This is a genomic window from Pseudomonas sp. NFX98 (assembly GCF_047784845.1).
In the GTDB taxonomy this organism is placed as follows: Bacteria; Pseudomonadota; Gammaproteobacteria; order Pseudomonadales; family Pseudomonadaceae; genus Aquipseudomonas.
The window spans coordinates 313,142-327,368 of sequence record NZ_JBLNNF010000003.1 but is presented as its reverse complement, the minus strand read 5'-3'; the positions used below and the strand labels follow the sequence as shown (position 1 = coordinate 327,368).

Annotated in this window: 13 protein-coding genes and 1 pseudogene; 6 read left to right on the top strand and 8 right to left on the bottom strand. The window is 58.4% G+C overall.

All coding sequences use genetic code 11. From position 1 onward, the window contains the following. The 6 genes from ACM110_RS05830 to ACM110_RS05805 form a co-directional block, all read right to left on the bottom strand. A complete protein-coding gene (locus ACM110_RS05830; protein ID WP_416126994.1) occupies window positions 1–1,425 on the bottom strand; it encodes an FAD-binding oxidoreductase in 1,425 nt (474 codons plus the stop codon). Window positions 1,426–1,647: 222 nt separating this feature from the next. After that, entirely contained in the window at window positions 1,648–2,661 is a 1,014-nt protein-coding gene (locus tag ACM110_RS05825) for a proline racemase family protein (protein WP_416126993.1), read from the bottom strand. A 36-nt stretch (window positions 2,662–2,697) separates the two neighbouring features. Then, window positions 2,698–3,486, bottom strand: coding sequence for an ABC transporter permease (locus ACM110_RS05820; protein WP_338580965.1), 789 nt, complete (start codon window positions 3,484–3,486; stop codon window positions 2,698–2,700). Next, window positions 3,483–4,325 carry an ABC transporter permease gene (locus ACM110_RS05815; RefSeq protein ID WP_416126992.1) on the bottom strand — a complete coding sequence of 281 codons (843 nt, stop codon included), beginning with the start codon at window positions 4,323–4,325 and terminating at the stop codon, window positions 3,483–3,485. The genes ACM110_RS05820 and ACM110_RS05815 overlap by 4 nt, the downstream gene beginning before the upstream one ends. Then, a complete protein-coding gene (locus ACM110_RS05810) occupies window positions 4,322–5,389 on the bottom strand; it encodes an ABC transporter ATP-binding protein (RefSeq protein WP_338580963.1) in 1,068 nt (355 codons plus the stop codon). The genes ACM110_RS05815 and ACM110_RS05810 overlap by 4 nt, the downstream gene beginning before the upstream one ends. A 15-nt stretch (window positions 5,390–5,404) precedes the next feature. Then, window positions 5,405–6,454, bottom strand: coding sequence for an ABC transporter substrate-binding protein (locus ACM110_RS05805; RefSeq protein WP_416126991.1), 1,050 nt, complete (start codon window positions 6,452–6,454; stop codon window positions 5,405–5,407). 116 nt (window positions 6,455–6,570) lie between these two features. On the opposite strand from ACM110_RS05805, the gene ACM110_RS05800 reads away from it, so the two are divergent. Next, the gene (locus tag ACM110_RS05800) at window positions 6,571–7,599 is read left to right on the top strand and encodes a GlxA family transcriptional regulator (RefSeq protein ID WP_416126990.1); all 1,029 of its coding nucleotides are present in this window, start codon (window positions 6,571–6,573) and stop codon (window positions 7,597–7,599) included. 65 nt (window positions 7,600–7,664) lie between these two features. On the opposite strand, the gene ACM110_RS05795 is transcribed toward ACM110_RS05800, so the two are convergent. Together ACM110_RS05795 and ACM110_RS05790 are read right to left on the bottom strand one after the other, a co-directional pair. Next, on the bottom strand, window positions 7,665–8,210 hold the full coding sequence (locus ACM110_RS05795) for a carboxymuconolactone decarboxylase family protein (protein WP_416126989.1): 546 nt from the start codon (window positions 8,208–8,210) through the stop codon (window positions 7,665–7,667). 34 nt (window positions 8,211–8,244) lie between these two features. Continuing rightward, complete coding sequence (locus ACM110_RS05790; RefSeq protein WP_416126988.1) at window positions 8,245–8,862, bottom strand: nitroreductase family protein; 618 nt, start codon at window positions 8,860–8,862, stop codon at window positions 8,245–8,247. A 113-nt stretch (window positions 8,863–8,975) separates the two neighbouring features. On the opposite strand from ACM110_RS05790, the gene ACM110_RS05785 reads away from it, so the two are divergent. From ACM110_RS05785 to ycaC, 5 genes and pseudogenes are all read left to right on the top strand, one after another. Beyond that, complete coding sequence (locus ACM110_RS05785; protein WP_416126987.1) at window positions 8,976–10,382, top strand: PLP-dependent aminotransferase family protein; 1,407 nt, start codon at window positions 8,976–8,978, stop codon at window positions 10,380–10,382. Window positions 10,383–10,466: 84 nt separating this feature from the next. Continuing rightward, window positions 10,467–11,927, top strand: a complete 1,461-nt coding sequence (locus tag ACM110_RS05780; protein ID WP_416126986.1) for an MFS transporter — start codon at window positions 10,467–10,469, stop codon at window positions 11,925–11,927. 30 nt (window positions 11,928–11,957) lie between these two features. Further along, window positions 11,958–12,395: a VOC family protein gene (locus tag ACM110_RS05775; RefSeq protein WP_416126985.1), complete on the top strand. Its 438-nt coding sequence runs from the start codon at window positions 11,958–11,960 to the stop codon at window positions 12,393–12,395. Between the two features lie 163 nt (window positions 12,396–12,558). Further along, window positions 12,559–13,087 (top strand): annotated as a pseudogene (locus tag ACM110_RS05770) (cupin domain-containing protein). A 316-nt stretch (window positions 13,088–13,403) separates the two neighbouring features. Next, window positions 13,404–14,036 (top strand): isochorismate family cysteine hydrolase YcaC, encoded by a 633-nt coding sequence (ycaC, locus tag ACM110_RS05765; RefSeq protein WP_338580953.1) that lies wholly within the window; start codon window positions 13,404–13,406, stop codon window positions 14,034–14,036. Window positions 14,037–14,227: the final 191 nt, after the last annotated feature.

Here is a 14,227-nt window from a genome sequence, read left to right as displayed (position 1 = left end):
TTACGCGGCCGGTGTGCCACGGGAAAAGATCTTCCCGGGATTCATTAATTGTTGCGGGTCCAGCGCGGCCTTGATGGCCGCCATGGTGTCCACCGCGTTCTGGCCGAATTCCGCTGGCAGGAATGATTGTTTGGTCAGGCCGACACCGTGTTCTCCTGTGCATGAACCGTTCATGGCGATAGCGCGTTCGGCCAATCGGTCCGCGACGGTGTCGGCCCGCTCGACTTGATCCGGATCATCCGGGTCGATCAGGATCACCGCATGAAAGTTGCCATCGCCAACGTGGCCGAAAATGGGAGCGAGCAAATCGTGTTCCAGCAGATCGACGGCAGTGGCCTCGATGCACTCGGCCAGTCGCGAGATCGGTACGACCGCATCGGTGGTCACCGAGCGGCAACCGGGGCGCAGTGCCAGTGCCGCAAAATAAGCATCGTGCCGTGCCTGCCACAGTCGGGTGCGATCTTCAGGATGCAGCGCCCATTCGAAGTCCTGCCCACCCTGGTCGTCGGCAAGCATGCGCAGCGTTTCCACTTGCTCCTTGACGCTGGATTCGGAGCCATGCAGCTCAAAGAACAGGCAGGGGACTTCTTGCAGCGAAGTCTTGCTGTAGGCGTTCAACGCGCGAACCGTCAACGCATCGATCAGCTCGACACGCGCCATTGGAATGCCCAACTGGATGGCCTGAATAACCGTGCGCACCGCGTGATCAACGCTAGGGAAATTGCACACTGCCGCGGAAATGGCTTCCGGGATCGGATGCAGTTTCACCGTCAGCTCGGCGATGGTCGCCAAGGTTCCGCCGGAGCCCACCAACAGGTGCGTCAGATCATAGCCAGCCGACGATTTGCGAGCCCGGCCACCGGTCTGTAGCACACGGCCATCCGCAAGAACAGCTTTCATCGCCAGGACGTTTTCGCGCATCGTTCCGTAGCGCACTGCGTTGGTGCCCGAAGCGCGAGTGGCCGCCATGCCGCCCAATGAGGCGTCTGCCCCCGGATCGATAGGGAAGAACAGGCCTGTCCCGTGCAAGGCGGCATTCAATTGCTTGCGCGTCACGCCCGGTTGTACGGTGACGTCCATGTCGTCGACCCGCACTTCGAGGATTTGATTCATGCCCGACACGTCGATGCAGATGCCGCCATGTACCGCATGCAGCCAACCTTCCAGCGAACTGCCGCTGCCGTACGGAATGATCGGCACGCGATGGTCGTGGCAGACCTTCTGCACACTGACGATCTCTGCAAGGCTGTTCACGAAGGCCACTGCTTGTGGCGGCATCGGATCGAGGGCAGATATGTCACAGCCGTGGTGCTCGCGAACACTCGACGAACAGCTGAATCTGTCACCTAGCAGCGCAGTGAGTTCGTCAAGCAGCGCTGATGGCAGCGTTTTGAAATCGAAGGTATGGATCGCCGGGCCTTGCATGCAGGGATCTCCTGTTGTTTTTTTCGTGCCGGGCGACGTTCAGGTACGACGCATCCCGGAACGGGTGGGTGGAGTGGCTATATCTTAGCTGCATGGTTTGGCTTGTGGTTGTGCAGAATAGAGATGGGGCTATCGCCGGGGCATATGACGGGCGTGTTGACGCAAAACGCCCGAGACGGGCTCGGGCGTTTGCAGTTCATAAGGTGTATCCGCTTTGTTGACTCAGTTGATGACAAAACCCGCACCGACCGGATCATTGCGCTCGATCGTCCAGCGCGACGTGCCCAGGATGCTGGCGGTGCCCTTCACGGTCGGCCGCACCGCGCGCGTGCCGTTGAGGTCGACTTCGCCGAGCAGGCAGCCTTCGAACGTACCGCTGCCCAGCAGTCCTTCGGACAGAATGGGTTGGTTCAACCCCAGTTTTCCTCGGGCCTCGAACATCGCCATCATCGCGCTGGTGCCGGTGCCACCAGGGGAGCGGTCGAGTTGACCCGCGCTGAAGACATGGACGTTCTTGTAGAACGCACCTTCGATGGTCGCCGGATGCCAGAACGTGATGAAGTTGAGGTCGTTGATATGCGCCTCGGTAGGGTGCTGGATCTTCATCTGCTGATTGATCTGGTCACGAGCCAGCAGGCCGAGGCGCGACAGTTCGCTGCCATTGTCCGGGCTGATGCGCAAGTCGCAGTGGGACAGATCGATGATGCCGAAGTAGTTGCCGCCCCAGACCAGGTCAGCCTTGAGGTCGCCATAGCCGGGAAGATGGATGGGGATGTCTTGAGCCGCAACGTAGGCCGGCACGTTCTCGAATCGGGTCCAGAGAACGGTGTCGCCGTCGGAAGCCACCTCGGCTACGACCAGTCCGGCAGTGGTCTCAAAGCGGATCTTGGTGATGCCATCTTTGCCGCGCGGCACCAGGCCCAGCGCGACCATCGCCATGCTCACGGCGATGGTGCCGTGGCCGCACATGTGCGAGTACACGCTGCCGTCCATGTAGATCAGCCCGGCATCGAATTCGCTGCTTGAGGGCGGGGTGAGGAATACGCCGAACATATCCTTGTGGCCCCGCGGCTCCTGCATCAACGCCTTGCGCAGCCAGTCATAGTTCTGCTCAAGAAAGTTGCGCTTGGCCAGAATGCTGGAACCGGCAGGGTAGGGAATGCCGCTGTGGACGATGCACAGTGGTTCGCCTTCGGTATGGGTATAGATGACATCGAACGTGTCTTGCATGCGCATGACTGAACTCCTGGCTTACGGGATGTATGAGGGGGGTTATTTGCGTTCTGACAAAAGATCGAGACCGATACACAGATCCAGAATGATCACGGCGACCACGACGACGATGATGGTGGCGCCGGAGGCGGCGGCAATGGTCGGATCGACGGTGTATTGCACGTAGTTGAAGAGCTTCACCGGTATGGTGTTGAGGTCTGGCGTGGTGTTGAAGATCGACAGTTCGACGTTGATCCATGACGAGATGAAGGCAAAGATCGACCCGGTGACGAGCCCTGGGCGAATCTGCGGCAACACCACCAGAAAGAACGTCGCCCAAGGCGTACCGCCAAGATCACTTGAGGCTTCTTCCAGCGCTCGTTGCTCGGGCGTCAGCATCGACAGCACCGAACGCAGTACGAAAGGCGAGATGATGATGGTGTGGCCAATCAGCAAGGCCAGGAAGCTGCGGGTCAATCCGAGGTAGCCTCCGAATTGCAGCAGCGCCGCACCCAGCACAATGTGTGGAAATACCAGCGGTGAGGTCAGGGCCGCGAGGATCGTGCCTTTGCCGGGGAAGTCGTAGCGTGCCATCGCCAGGGCGGCGGGTACGCTGAGCAGCACAGCGACAAAGGTAGCGGCCAGCGCCAGTACCGTGCTGGTAGCGAACGAAGCCACGTAGCTTGGATCGCTGAGCATTTTCGCGTACCAGTCCAGCGTCCAGCCCTGAGGCGGGAAAGCCAGGAAAGACGTGGCGGTCACGGAGACACCAAGGATCACCACCAGCGGCAGCAGCATGTAGCCCAGCACGGCCCAGGCCACGAGTCTGACCAGAATTTGAGTGATCATTGGTTGCTCCCCCGAATGCTCCCGACACGTCCCGCCAGACCGACCATGACCAGGGTAAAGATCAGCAGCACGACGCTCAGCGCTCCGCCGTAGTTGAAGTCAAAGACCGAGCTGTATTGCTGGAAGATCAGCATCGAGAGCACGGAGATTCGTCCACCCGAAAGCAGGGCCGGGGTGACATAGGCGCTCGCTGCCAGGGTGAACACCATGATCGAGCCGGAAATGATCCCCGGCATGGTCAATGGCAGCACCACATGAAAAAACGTCGCGCGGGGGCTGGCGCCAAGGTCATCGGACGCCTGCTCGTAGGCCGGGTCGACTTGTGCCAGGGCATTGCCGGCCGCGAGGACAATGAACGGCAGCAGGATGTACACCATGCCGATCAGGATGCCGAGTTCGGTTCCCAGGAAACGGACCGGAGCATCGATCAGGCCGGTATCCATAAGGCTCTGGTTGACCAGGCCTTTGCGTCCCAGCAAGACCATCCAGCCGAACGAGCGGACGATGTTGCTGGTGAACATCGGCACCACCAGCAAAATCACGCAGGCTCGGCGCCAGGCACGCCACTTCACGGCGCGCACCAGATACCAGGCCAGCGGATAACCGAGCAGCAGCGAGATCAATGTGGTCAGCGCAGCTATGCGGAAAGTCACGAGAATCACATCCCAGTGGTACTGGTCGCCCAGCACGCGGATGTAGTGCTCCAGCGTAAAAGTATGTTCCGCACCCTTGGTCAGGCTGGCGAAAATCACCACGGCGAAAGGCGCAAGAAAGAACGCCGTGAAAAACGCCAGGGCGGCGAAGAGCATCAGCCACGGTACGAGCGCCGTGCGTTTCATACCGACTCACCAATCAGGTGCAGATGCGCGGGGTTGAAGCCCAGGCGCACGGCACTGCCGGTATGAAGGTCGGCGCTGGGCAAACCCATGGTGCGCGCCACGATTGTTTGTCCATCGATCAGCGAGTGGACCAGGGTGTGACTGCCGACGCTGACGATATCGGTCACGGTGCCGTGGATTTCATGACAGCCAGAGGTTTGCGGCGCCGATGCGTCAAGCACCTGTAAATGCTCGGGACGCAGCACCGCCACACCGCGTGGCAACAGGTTTTTTGCGGTGTGCTGTATGGGTTTATGCCGGATCGCCAAACTGATCTCGCCGCTATCGTTTGCCTGATAGCTGATCAGGTTGGCCTCGCCGATGAAGTCTGCGACGAAACGCGAAGCCGGCGCACTGTAGATCTCGGTGCTGGTCCCGACCTGTTCGATGCGCCCGGCATTCATCACCACGATGCGGTCGGCGATGGTCATCGCTTCTTCCTGGTCGTGAGTCACAAAGATGAACGCGATCCCCAGCTTGGCCTGCAGATGCTTGAGTTCAAGCTGCATGCGCTTGCGCAATTTCATGTCCAGCGCCGAGAGCGGTTCATCCAGCAACAGCAGCTTCGGTTGATTGACGATGGCGCGAGCCAGGGCCACGCGCTGTTGTTGTCCACCGGACATGCCACGGGGAAAACGGTCTTCCAACGCTTCCAGTCCGACCATCGCCAATGCCTCGCGAGCCTTGAGCTTGGCATCGGTGCGATTGATGCCTTGGCGACGTGGTCCGTAGGCCACGTTTTCCAGTACGGTCATGTGCGGAAACAGCGCGTAATTCTGGAACACCGTATTGAGTGGCCGACGGTACGGCGGCAGACGACTCACATCCTGGCCATCGATCGCAATGCTGCCCGAATCGGGTTGCATGAAACCAGCGATCGAGCGCAGCAGGGTGGTCTTGCCGCAGCCGCTAGGGCCGAGCAGGACGATGAATTCGCCCTGCTCGATGTCCAGGTGAATATTGTCCAGTGCCTGGAACGGCCCGAAGCTTTTGCAGACACTGTCGATGCTCAATAAAACTGACATTGCAGACCTCTTGAGCTAGTTGGCGGTGACTTTGCGGTTCCAGTCATTGGTGACGCTGGCGCGTTGCGCGTTGATCTGACTCCAGTCGAACAAGCGCAGGTTGTCGATCGAACCATTCACGCCCCATGGCAATTTGCGGGCGACGTCTTCAGCGACCTCGACACCTTTCACCGCCGGGCCCAGATACAACTTGCCGGCGAGGCAAGACGCGGCTTCTTTCGTCAATGCGGTGTTGATGAACTGTTCGCCGGCCTTGCTGTTTTTTGCGCCCTTGATCAGGTGCAGGCGAGCGTCGGTGGCCCAGGCACCTTCCTTGGGAATGGTGAACGCAATGGGTGCGCCCTTGTCGATCAGGTCCCAGGCGCCGACGTTGAAATGCGCGCCGATGATTGCTTCGCCACTCTGAAAGGCATTGGTGGCGGCACCCGAGCTGTCGAAGAACAGCGCGGTGTCCAACGCACCTAGCTTGGTGTAGACCTGGTCCAGATTTGCCCGGTCTATGCCCCAGACATCAGCCATGAAAAACACGAAAGGCACGCCGGAAGAATTGGCGGGTGAGGGCAGGGCAATCGCGCCGGCGTACTCAGGCTTCCACAGGTCTTTCCAACTGGTGGGCGCCTCTTTGATTTCCTTGGTGTTGTAGGTCAGGCCGAGGGAGTAGAAGCCGCTGCTGACAGCGAATGTATGGCCGGCATCGGTATAGATCGCTTTGTCCTGCACGTTTTTCAGGTTGGGGATGTTCGTCGGATCAAGGTCTGCGACAACGCCTGCGGCGTAGGCCAACTCGCTGATGCCGCCGTCCATCCAGGCCACATCAATCGTCGGGCTGGATTTTTGTTGCTGGAGCTTGGCCAGGGTGACGGTCGAGGTGCCGACCTCCGCTGCAACGGCAATCCCCGTTGCTTGTGTGAAAGGTTCTGCAACACATTTGAGGAACGCGTCACCCCAGTTACCGCCGTACAGCGCAACGGTCAGCTTCTGCGGGTCAGCCATGGCGGCTGATGAGGAGATGCAGCCGGTAACTAAAAGAGCAGCGGTGATTTTCTTGCCTGTCTTCAGTTTCATCGTGTGTCCTCTGGGGCGTTGTTGTGCTGTTCCCCTTGCGTGCATCTTGCTCGTATCGTTGATTCGAGCGCTTGCACTTCGGGGTCTTAAAGTTGAATAGTTAGGTCATGCCAAAAATGACTCAGATACCTCGAGATTGCCATCTGCCTGACGCCCTCGGACCCGAGGTGGTCAGCCGTCCGCAACTGTCCGTGGGACTGGTCCTGCTGGATCAATTCACACTCGCTGCGTTTTCCGGTTTGATCGATGTGCTGCGCCTGTCCGCCGACCTGGGTGGCGGCAGTCGGCAGATCCACACGGCGTGGCGGGTGATGAGCGTTGACGGACTGCCGCGAACCTCCAGTGCGGGCATTACGCTGGAGGTTTCCGGCGGCTTGGCGCAGGACGTGGAAGCGTTCGACTACATAGCGATCTGCGGCGGCAACGATTACCTCAATACGCACATGCCCAACAATCTGCGTGATTGGTTGCAGCGCGCCGCGAAGAGTCGCACGCGGTTACTGGGTATCTGCACCGGCACCTTCGCGCTGGCGCAGGCGGGCGTTGTTGGAAGTCGCTCGGTGTGCGTGCACTGGAACGTGCTGGATGCGTTTCGCGCCCGGTTTCCCAAGACCCCGGCAGCGGTCGATCATCTGTTCATCGACGAGGGCGATCTGATCACCTGTGCCGGTTCGACGGCGGCTATTGATCTGGGCTTGTATCTGGTAGCCCGGCATTGCGGCCGGGAAAAAGCCCAACAGGCGGTGCGGCATATGATGTTGCAAGGGATACGTCAGGGCCGGCAGCCACAGGCGCATTTCTACGCGAACCTGGAGGACATCAAGGATGAGCGTGTGCGTCAGGCTGCGCACTACATCGAACAGCGAATGGATAGCCTGCCGACACTGGATGCGATTGCGCGATATGTAGGACTCGGCAGGCGCCAACTGACGCGGGCATTCCAGCAGTCGCTGGGGCTTTCACCGATGGAGTTCCAGCGCTCGTTGCGGGTTGAATATGGCGCCTGGCTTTTGGTCAACAGCCACAGCAGCATCACGCAAATTGCCATGGACTGTGGCTTCTCCGACGGCGCGCATTTTTCCCGCGAGTTTCGAGCTCGATTCAATATGTGTCCGCGGCAGTATCAGAACGAGGCGAGGGCGTGATCGGTATACAAAAAAGCCTGAATGCTTTCCCGGATGCATTCAGGCTTTGGCGAGAGGGTTGATGATCAGATCGAGCCAGCCGGCGTAACGGCAGGGAAGTCTTTTTCGGGATCGAACACGTTATTGAAAAAGTTCGTCAGGGAGTACATGGCCACCAACGCGATGATCTCCATGACATTCGCATCCGTGTAGCCCGCATCGCGGACGGCTTTCAGATCGGCATCACTGACCTTGCCGCGAGTCTCGATGACTTTGTGCGCGAATTGAAGGGCGGCGTTGCGCTTCGGGTCGGTGGCCTGGCCCTTGCGGGCGAGAATGATGTCATCGGCGGGCAGCTTGGCCATATGTTCTGCGGTAAAGCTGTGAACCGTCAGGCAGTAGTTGCAGCCATTCGCTTCGGAAACAGCGAGGCCGATGCTGTCACGCGTTTTTACGTCCAGCGCTTTGCTCAAAGAGCCGAGCAACGTAGCCCACGAATTGAACGCGATCGGGCTTTGCGCGAAGGTCATCATCATGTTGGGCGTGAACCCGATGTTCTTGGTGAACGCATCGAGCGTTGCTTTGGAATCGGCCGGCACGTGTTCAGGCTTTAGAACTGCACTTCTAGGCATAGTAGTCTCCGTCAGTTGCTGGGTTTATCAATGATTAAACGAGATCCAACACGTCAGTCAGCGGACGGCGCGGCTTCTGAGCCCAGTTTCCTGGACGCTCCGCGCCTATGGACAGCAGCATGACCGGCACTTCGTTTTCAGCCAGACCGAACTCGCGAGCCACTGCTTCGGCATCGAAACCGATCATTGGCGTCGAACCCAGGCCGAGCGAGCGGGCGGCATAGATGATCGCCGACGCACCGAAGGTGGCCGTGCGTACCGCCTCGTCGCGCTGGCGTTGCGGGTGCTCCAGATACAAATCGCGCGCAGGCAGTTCCCAATCCGACACCATCGATGCCGGCATGACACCCGCTTCAACCAGCGGTGCAAGGCGTGCCGGTATGACGCTGGAATCGGCCAGTTGACCGCAGACGATGAAGGTAACGGCTGCTTCAGTGATCGGTGGCTGACTCCAGGCGATCGGGCTCAACCGTGCTTTGGCTTCTGGCGTGCGTACTGCGATAAAGCGCCAGTTCTGTATATGGAAGGAGGTTGGCGCGGTGGTGCCGATTTGCACCAACTCACGGATCTGGTCGTCGCTCAAAGTGGCGGCTGGGTCGTAGTACTTGGCGGCGCTGCGACTGACGATACATTCGATGACGGCATTGGTCATGATGGTTCCTATGGTTGAAGGGGTTGGTTTCTCCGTCTTGGTCTTTAAATCTTGTACCGATGATGGTACGAATAAAAGAACCAAGACCACCCACTTTTGTGTGTACCAAGATCATGAATCCAGGCCTGCAGATTCAGCTCGACCGGACAGCCAGGCTGTCTCTGTCAGAACAGATTCGTATGAGTATCAGCAGGGCAATCGAGTCAGGCCTGTTGACGCCGGGCACGCGATTGCCTTCGTGGCAGGACCTCGCTGCGCACCTGGGTGTGGCGCGCGGTACGGTTCAAGTGGCGTATGAACGGTTAGCCGACGCGCAAATGATTGAAACATTCGGAGCCAAGGGCACACGTGTGGCGCCGCGCCTCCGTGCAGTGGCGGCTCAACCGGGACCGCCGGAGCCCGGTGCTTTCATGAGCGCCTATGAGCGGGTGAACACCGGGCCTGCGATCTTTCAGAACGGCATACCCGCGTTTGAAGGACTGGAAAAGCTGTTCGCACGTGCGCGCTCGTCCAATCTGTTGAAGGCGGGATCGTTCTCGTCATTGATCTATCCCGATCCGCGAGGGGAATTGGAGATGCGCCGGGAGATTGCTGGCTATCTTTCCATCTCCAGAAACCTCCATTGCCTCCCTGAGCAGGTGTTCATCACGTCGGGATACAGCGCCGGCCTGGGACTGGCCCTGCGCGTATTAGGTCTGGACGGTAAGAAGGTCTGGATGGAAGACCCTGGGTTCTTTCTGACTCGCAAGGGTTTGGAACTCGCTCGTTTGAATATCATTCCGGTCCCGGTAGACGCTGAAGGCCTTAACGTAGACTACGCAATCGAGTGCGCCGCGGACGCTGCATTAGCCGTCGTGACGCCCGGTCAGCAAGCGCCCCTGGGCTCGACTTTGTCTTTGAGGCGACGGCTTCAACTGCTCGAATGGGCGGTCGCGAACGACGCCTGGGTCATCGAAGATGACTACCTCAGCGAGCTGCAACTGGAGGGCAGGGCGGCGCCTGCCTTGGCGTCTCTGGACGAAGGTAAACGGGTTTTCCATATAGGTTCTTTCAGCAAGACCGTCAGTCCGGGGCTGCGACTTGGATTTGTCGTAGCGCCAGTCGAACTGATTACGGCGTTCGCCGAGGTAGCGACAACACTTGCCCCGGCGCCTTCACCCGTCATCCAGCTCGCCATGGCGCAATTCATGCGCGATGGTCACTACATCCGGCGTGTCCGTCGGCTCAAGCGACTCTATTCGGCCCAGCGTGACGCGCTATGCGAGCAGTTGCGAATGCGTGATGCGGAGTGGGTGAGGGCGGGGCTGGCAGTACTACTGAAACTTCCCGACGGCGCGCCCGACGTGCAGATCGTTCGTGAAGCGATGACCTACGGCATGGCGCCATCGCCTTTGTCTGCGTGGTTCGCGACGCCGACCGGGAGCTCGTCTGGTCTTTTGCTCGGGGTTGCCACAGCGCCTGAATCTCACCTCGCTGAATCGTGCCAGCGATTGTTCGAGATCATCGGGCGACATTGCTAGTGCGGCGTTCGAGAGAATTTTGAACTCCCAATCCACGAGCCAACTCCTAACACACAAGGCACTGCGCAAGACAATGAGGTGGCGATGACCCACCAACAGCTGTACGGCCGCGAGGCCGGCGCGATATTCGAAACCACTCTTCCTGCACGCCTGGACCGCTTGCCGTGGGGGCGCTTTCACACGCTTCTAGTGATCGCGCTTGGCATCACCTGGTTGCTCGATGGACTTGAAGTGACCCTGGCCGGTTCGGTGTCCGGCGCGCTGAAAAACAGTCCTGATTTGCGCATGAGCAACTTCGACATTGGCTTGGCCGGCGGCATCTATATCGCCGGCGCAGTGATCGGTGCCTTGCTGTTCGGCTGGCTGACCGATCGCCTGGGGCGGCGCAAGCTGTTCTTCATTACGTTATGGCTGTATGCAGGCGCCACGGCGGCCACAGCGTTTTCCTTCAACCTGGAAAGCTTCCTGCTGTTCCGTTTCCTGACGGGCATGGGCATCGGCGGTGAATACACGGCGATCAATTCGACCATCCAGGAGTTCACCCCGGCACGCTATCGCGGCTGGGTCGACCTGACCATCAATGGCACCTTCTGGTTAGGCGCCGCGCTTGGCGCCGGAGGGGCCATCATCCTGCTCGACCCGCATGTAATCGGCGGCGACCTGGGCTGGCGCCTGTGCTTTGGCATTGGTGCGGCGCTGGGTCTGGTGATCCTGGTGATGCGCTTGTGGCTGCCGGAAAGTCCGCGCTGGCTGCTGATCCACGGCCGGCACGAGGAGGCGCGACACATCGTCGAAGGCATCGAAGCGAGTCTGCGCGAACAAGGACATGAACTGCCAGCCGCGACCAGCAAACCATTGCGCCTGCACGCGCGTGACCATACGCCGCTGGCAGAAATCTTCCACACCCTGTTCATCGGATTCCGCCGCCGTGCGCTGGTGGGGATGACCCTGATGGCCGCGCAGGCCTTCTTCTACAATGCAATCTTCTTCACTTATGCGCTGGTGCTTACCGATTTTTACCAGGTGCCTGCCGAGCGTGTCGGTTGGTACGTATTGCCTTTGGCACTGGGCAATTTCTGTGGGCCGTTGCTGCTGGGGCGCCTTTTTGACGTGATCGGACGGCGCGTGATGATCAGCTTTACGTACGCGATATCCGGGATTTTGCTGGCACTTAGTGGATATGCTTTCGAGCAGGGTTGGCTGGATGTCACCCAGCAAGCCGTGGCGTGGATGGTGATCTTCTTTTTCGCTTCGGCAGCGGCCAGCTCGGCCTACCTGACCGTGGCAGAAACCTTCCCATTGGAAATCCGCGCACTGGCCATCGCGGTGTTCTACGCGTTTGGCACTGGCCTGGGCGGCATCATCGGGCCGACGCTGTTTGGCCAGCTGATCCAGACGCAGCAGCGCAGCAGTCTGTTGACGGGATACCTGATAGGCGCTGCACTGATGTGTGTGGCGGCGGTGGTACAAGCGGTTTGGGGAGTGGCTGCCGAGCGTCAAGCGTTGGAGCAGGTGGCCAGGCCTTTGTCCCAGGCTCAGGATTGAAGGGCTATTACTAGACAAGGAGACATCATCATGACAGTCAAGCGTATGGACAACATCGGCATCGTTGTAGAAGACCTCGACGCCGCCATTGAGTTTTTCACCGAACTTGGCCTCAAGCTCGAGGGGCGTGCGCCCATAGAAGGAGACTGGGCGGATGGCGTCACCGGATTGCGCGAGATGCGCGTCGAGATCGCGATGATGCGTACGCCGGACGGGCACAGCCGGCTCGAGTTATCCCGATTCCTCGCGCCACCGGTGATCACCGATCACCGCAGGGCCCCGGTGAACGCACTCGGTTACCTGCGTGTCATGTTCACAGTCGAGGACCTCGACGACACACTCGCCAGACTCTGCAAACGCGGCGCGGAACTTGTCGGCAGCGTGGTCCAGTACGAAGACACGTACCGGCTCTGCTACATTCGGGGGCCCGAAGGCATTCTCATCGGGCTTGCGCAAGAACTCGGGTAGTTCGTTTCTGATGAGAGTGCCATTGAGGATTTCCAGCCTTGGGGTAGGGCGCGTGGAACCGATGTATTAAAGAATCAGGACGCTTTAAATTTAAATCGACTAAATAGATGTTTAGTCGAGTTATGCGGCTAAATTAGTCAAATGTGCGGTTATTGTCGTCGAAATGCATTTCAAGGGGAAAGACGTGTTCAAAAGCCCTGCAACCGCTCAACACCTGATCTTCGCGTTGGAGCTGGAACCTCACGAGGAAGGCGGTTTTTACCGCAGAACGTTCCAGTCTGACGATCAAACCCTGCTCATGACCGCAGGCGGTCCGCGCTATCGGATGACGTCTATTTATTACCTGTTGACCAATGATTCACCTGTAGGTCATTTCCATCTCAACCAATCAGACATTGCATTACTACCATTTGGGTGACGCGATTGAGTACAGCCTGATTTATCCGGACGGCACATTGAAAACCGTGGTGATGGGCAACGACGTGATCGCCGGCCAAAGTTTGCAGTTGCACGTACCGGGCGGAATCTGGAAAGCGTCACGACTATTGGAAGGTTCGTCTGGATTCGGCTTGATCAGCGAAGCGGTTTCGCCAGGGTTTGATTATGCGGATATGGAAATGGGTGATCGAAAGAAGCTCAGCGAGCAATTTCCTGAGCATTCGCATTTGATTGAAGCGCTGACGGATGATTGAGGAGCTGACGTGAATTCCAGTCCTCAGATCTGCGTGCAGCGAGGCTGATATGGAAATACGTTGTTACGTGTAATGTATATTATGTTAAATGATGTGTCTTAGCGGAACTCTGCTAATGGATAAGCAACCAGACGATGGTGGATTCTCCATCCATTCGGTAGTTCGAATTTCAGCGTTCTCCAAAGAAAAAAACCGCTCATTGTCCTCCGTCAGTTGACAGTGAAACCGTTTCCACCGTCTTTTTCTCCCCGCCATCGATCCTTAATCTGAGCCCATGTTGAACGACAACATTCACCCACCTCAAAAGGACTTCATCATGAGCAACGCTACCTACAACCGCTTGAACAAAGACGACGCTGTAGTGCTGTTGGTCGATCACCAAACCGGTCTGATTTCTCTGGTTCAGGATTTCACGCCCAACGAATTCAAGAATAATGTGTTGGCACTTGCTGACGTTGCCAAATTCTTCGAGCTGCCGACTATCCTTACCACCAGCTTCGAGCAAGGTCCGAACGGACCATTGGTGCCGGAGCTGAAAGAGATGTTTCCTGACGCGCCTTACATCGCTCGACCTGGTCAGATCAATGCCTGGGACAACGAAGATTTCGTCAAGGCAATCAAGGCCACCGGTCGCAAGCAATTGATCATTGCCGGTGTCGTCACTGACGTCTGTGTAGCGTTCCCGACCCTGTCGGCACTGGCAGAAGGATTTGACGTGTTTGTGGTGACCGACTCTTCCGGTACGTTCAACACTACAGTGCAACAGGCATCCTGGAACCGCATGACGCAGGCCGGTGCTCAAATGATGAACTGGTTCTCGGTGGCCTGTGAGCTACAGCGCGACTGGCGCAACGACATCGAAGGCTTGGGCAATCTCTTGTCCCAGCGCATTCCGAACTATCGCAACTTGATGAACAGCTACTCGGCGTTGGCTGCACGCCAATCGTAAGTCTGGTTTGAAACCCGAGGCCCGCTTTTGCGGGCTTCAGGCATGGGATTCATATGGAATTGCTATAAATCATGTTCAAAAGAAAAGGGCCCTCTCGCCCTTCCCCATGCAGCCTGTCGACGGACAGCCTGCACCGTTCTCGGCGCCCCTGGATAGGCGTAAACGTTGCCGAATGCGCCCTCCTCATAATC

What these genes read in the sequence shown, in the direction of transcription:
- ACM110_RS05830 (WP_416126994.1), bottom strand. Translation starts at nt 1,425, where the DNA reads ATGCAAGGCCCGGCGATCCATACCTTCGATTTCAAAACGCTGCCATCA.
- ACM110_RS05825 (WP_416126993.1), bottom strand. Translation starts at nt 2,661, where the DNA reads ATGCGCATGCAAGACACGTTCGATGTCATCTATACCCATACCGAAGGC.
- ACM110_RS05820 (WP_338580965.1), bottom strand. Translation starts at nt 3,486, where the DNA reads ATGATCACTCAAATTCTGGTCAGACTCGTGGCCTGGGCCGTGCTGGGC.
- ACM110_RS05815 (WP_416126992.1), bottom strand. Translation starts at nt 4,325, where the DNA reads ATGAAACGCACGGCGCTCGTACCGTGGCTGATGCTCTTCGCCGCCCTG.
- ACM110_RS05810 (WP_338580963.1), bottom strand. Translation starts at nt 5,389, where the DNA reads ATGTCAGTTTTATTGAGCATCGACAGTGTCTGCAAAAGCTTCGGGCCG.
- ACM110_RS05805 (WP_416126991.1), bottom strand. Translation starts at nt 6,454, where the DNA reads ATGAAACTGAAGACAGGCAAGAAAATCACCGCTGCTCTTTTAGTTACC.
- ACM110_RS05800 (WP_416126990.1), top strand. Translation starts at nt 6,571, where the DNA reads ATGACTCAGATACCTCGAGATTGCCATCTGCCTGACGCCCTCGGACCC.
- ACM110_RS05795 (WP_416126989.1), bottom strand. Translation starts at nt 8,210, where the DNA reads ATGCCTAGAAGTGCAGTTCTAAAGCCTGAACACGTGCCGGCCGATTCC.
- ACM110_RS05790 (WP_416126988.1), bottom strand. Translation starts at nt 8,862, where the DNA reads ATGACCAATGCCGTCATCGAATGTATCGTCAGTCGCAGCGCCGCCAAG.
- ACM110_RS05785 (WP_416126987.1), top strand. Translation starts at nt 8,976, where the DNA reads ATGAATCCAGGCCTGCAGATTCAGCTCGACCGGACAGCCAGGCTGTCT.
- ACM110_RS05780 (WP_416126986.1), top strand. Translation starts at nt 10,467, where the DNA reads ATGACCCACCAACAGCTGTACGGCCGCGAGGCCGGCGCGATATTCGAA.
- ACM110_RS05775 (WP_416126985.1), top strand. Translation starts at nt 11,958, where the DNA reads ATGACAGTCAAGCGTATGGACAACATCGGCATCGTTGTAGAAGACCTC.
- ycaC (WP_338580953.1), top strand. Translation starts at nt 13,404, where the DNA reads ATGAGCAACGCTACCTACAACCGCTTGAACAAAGACGACGCTGTAGTG.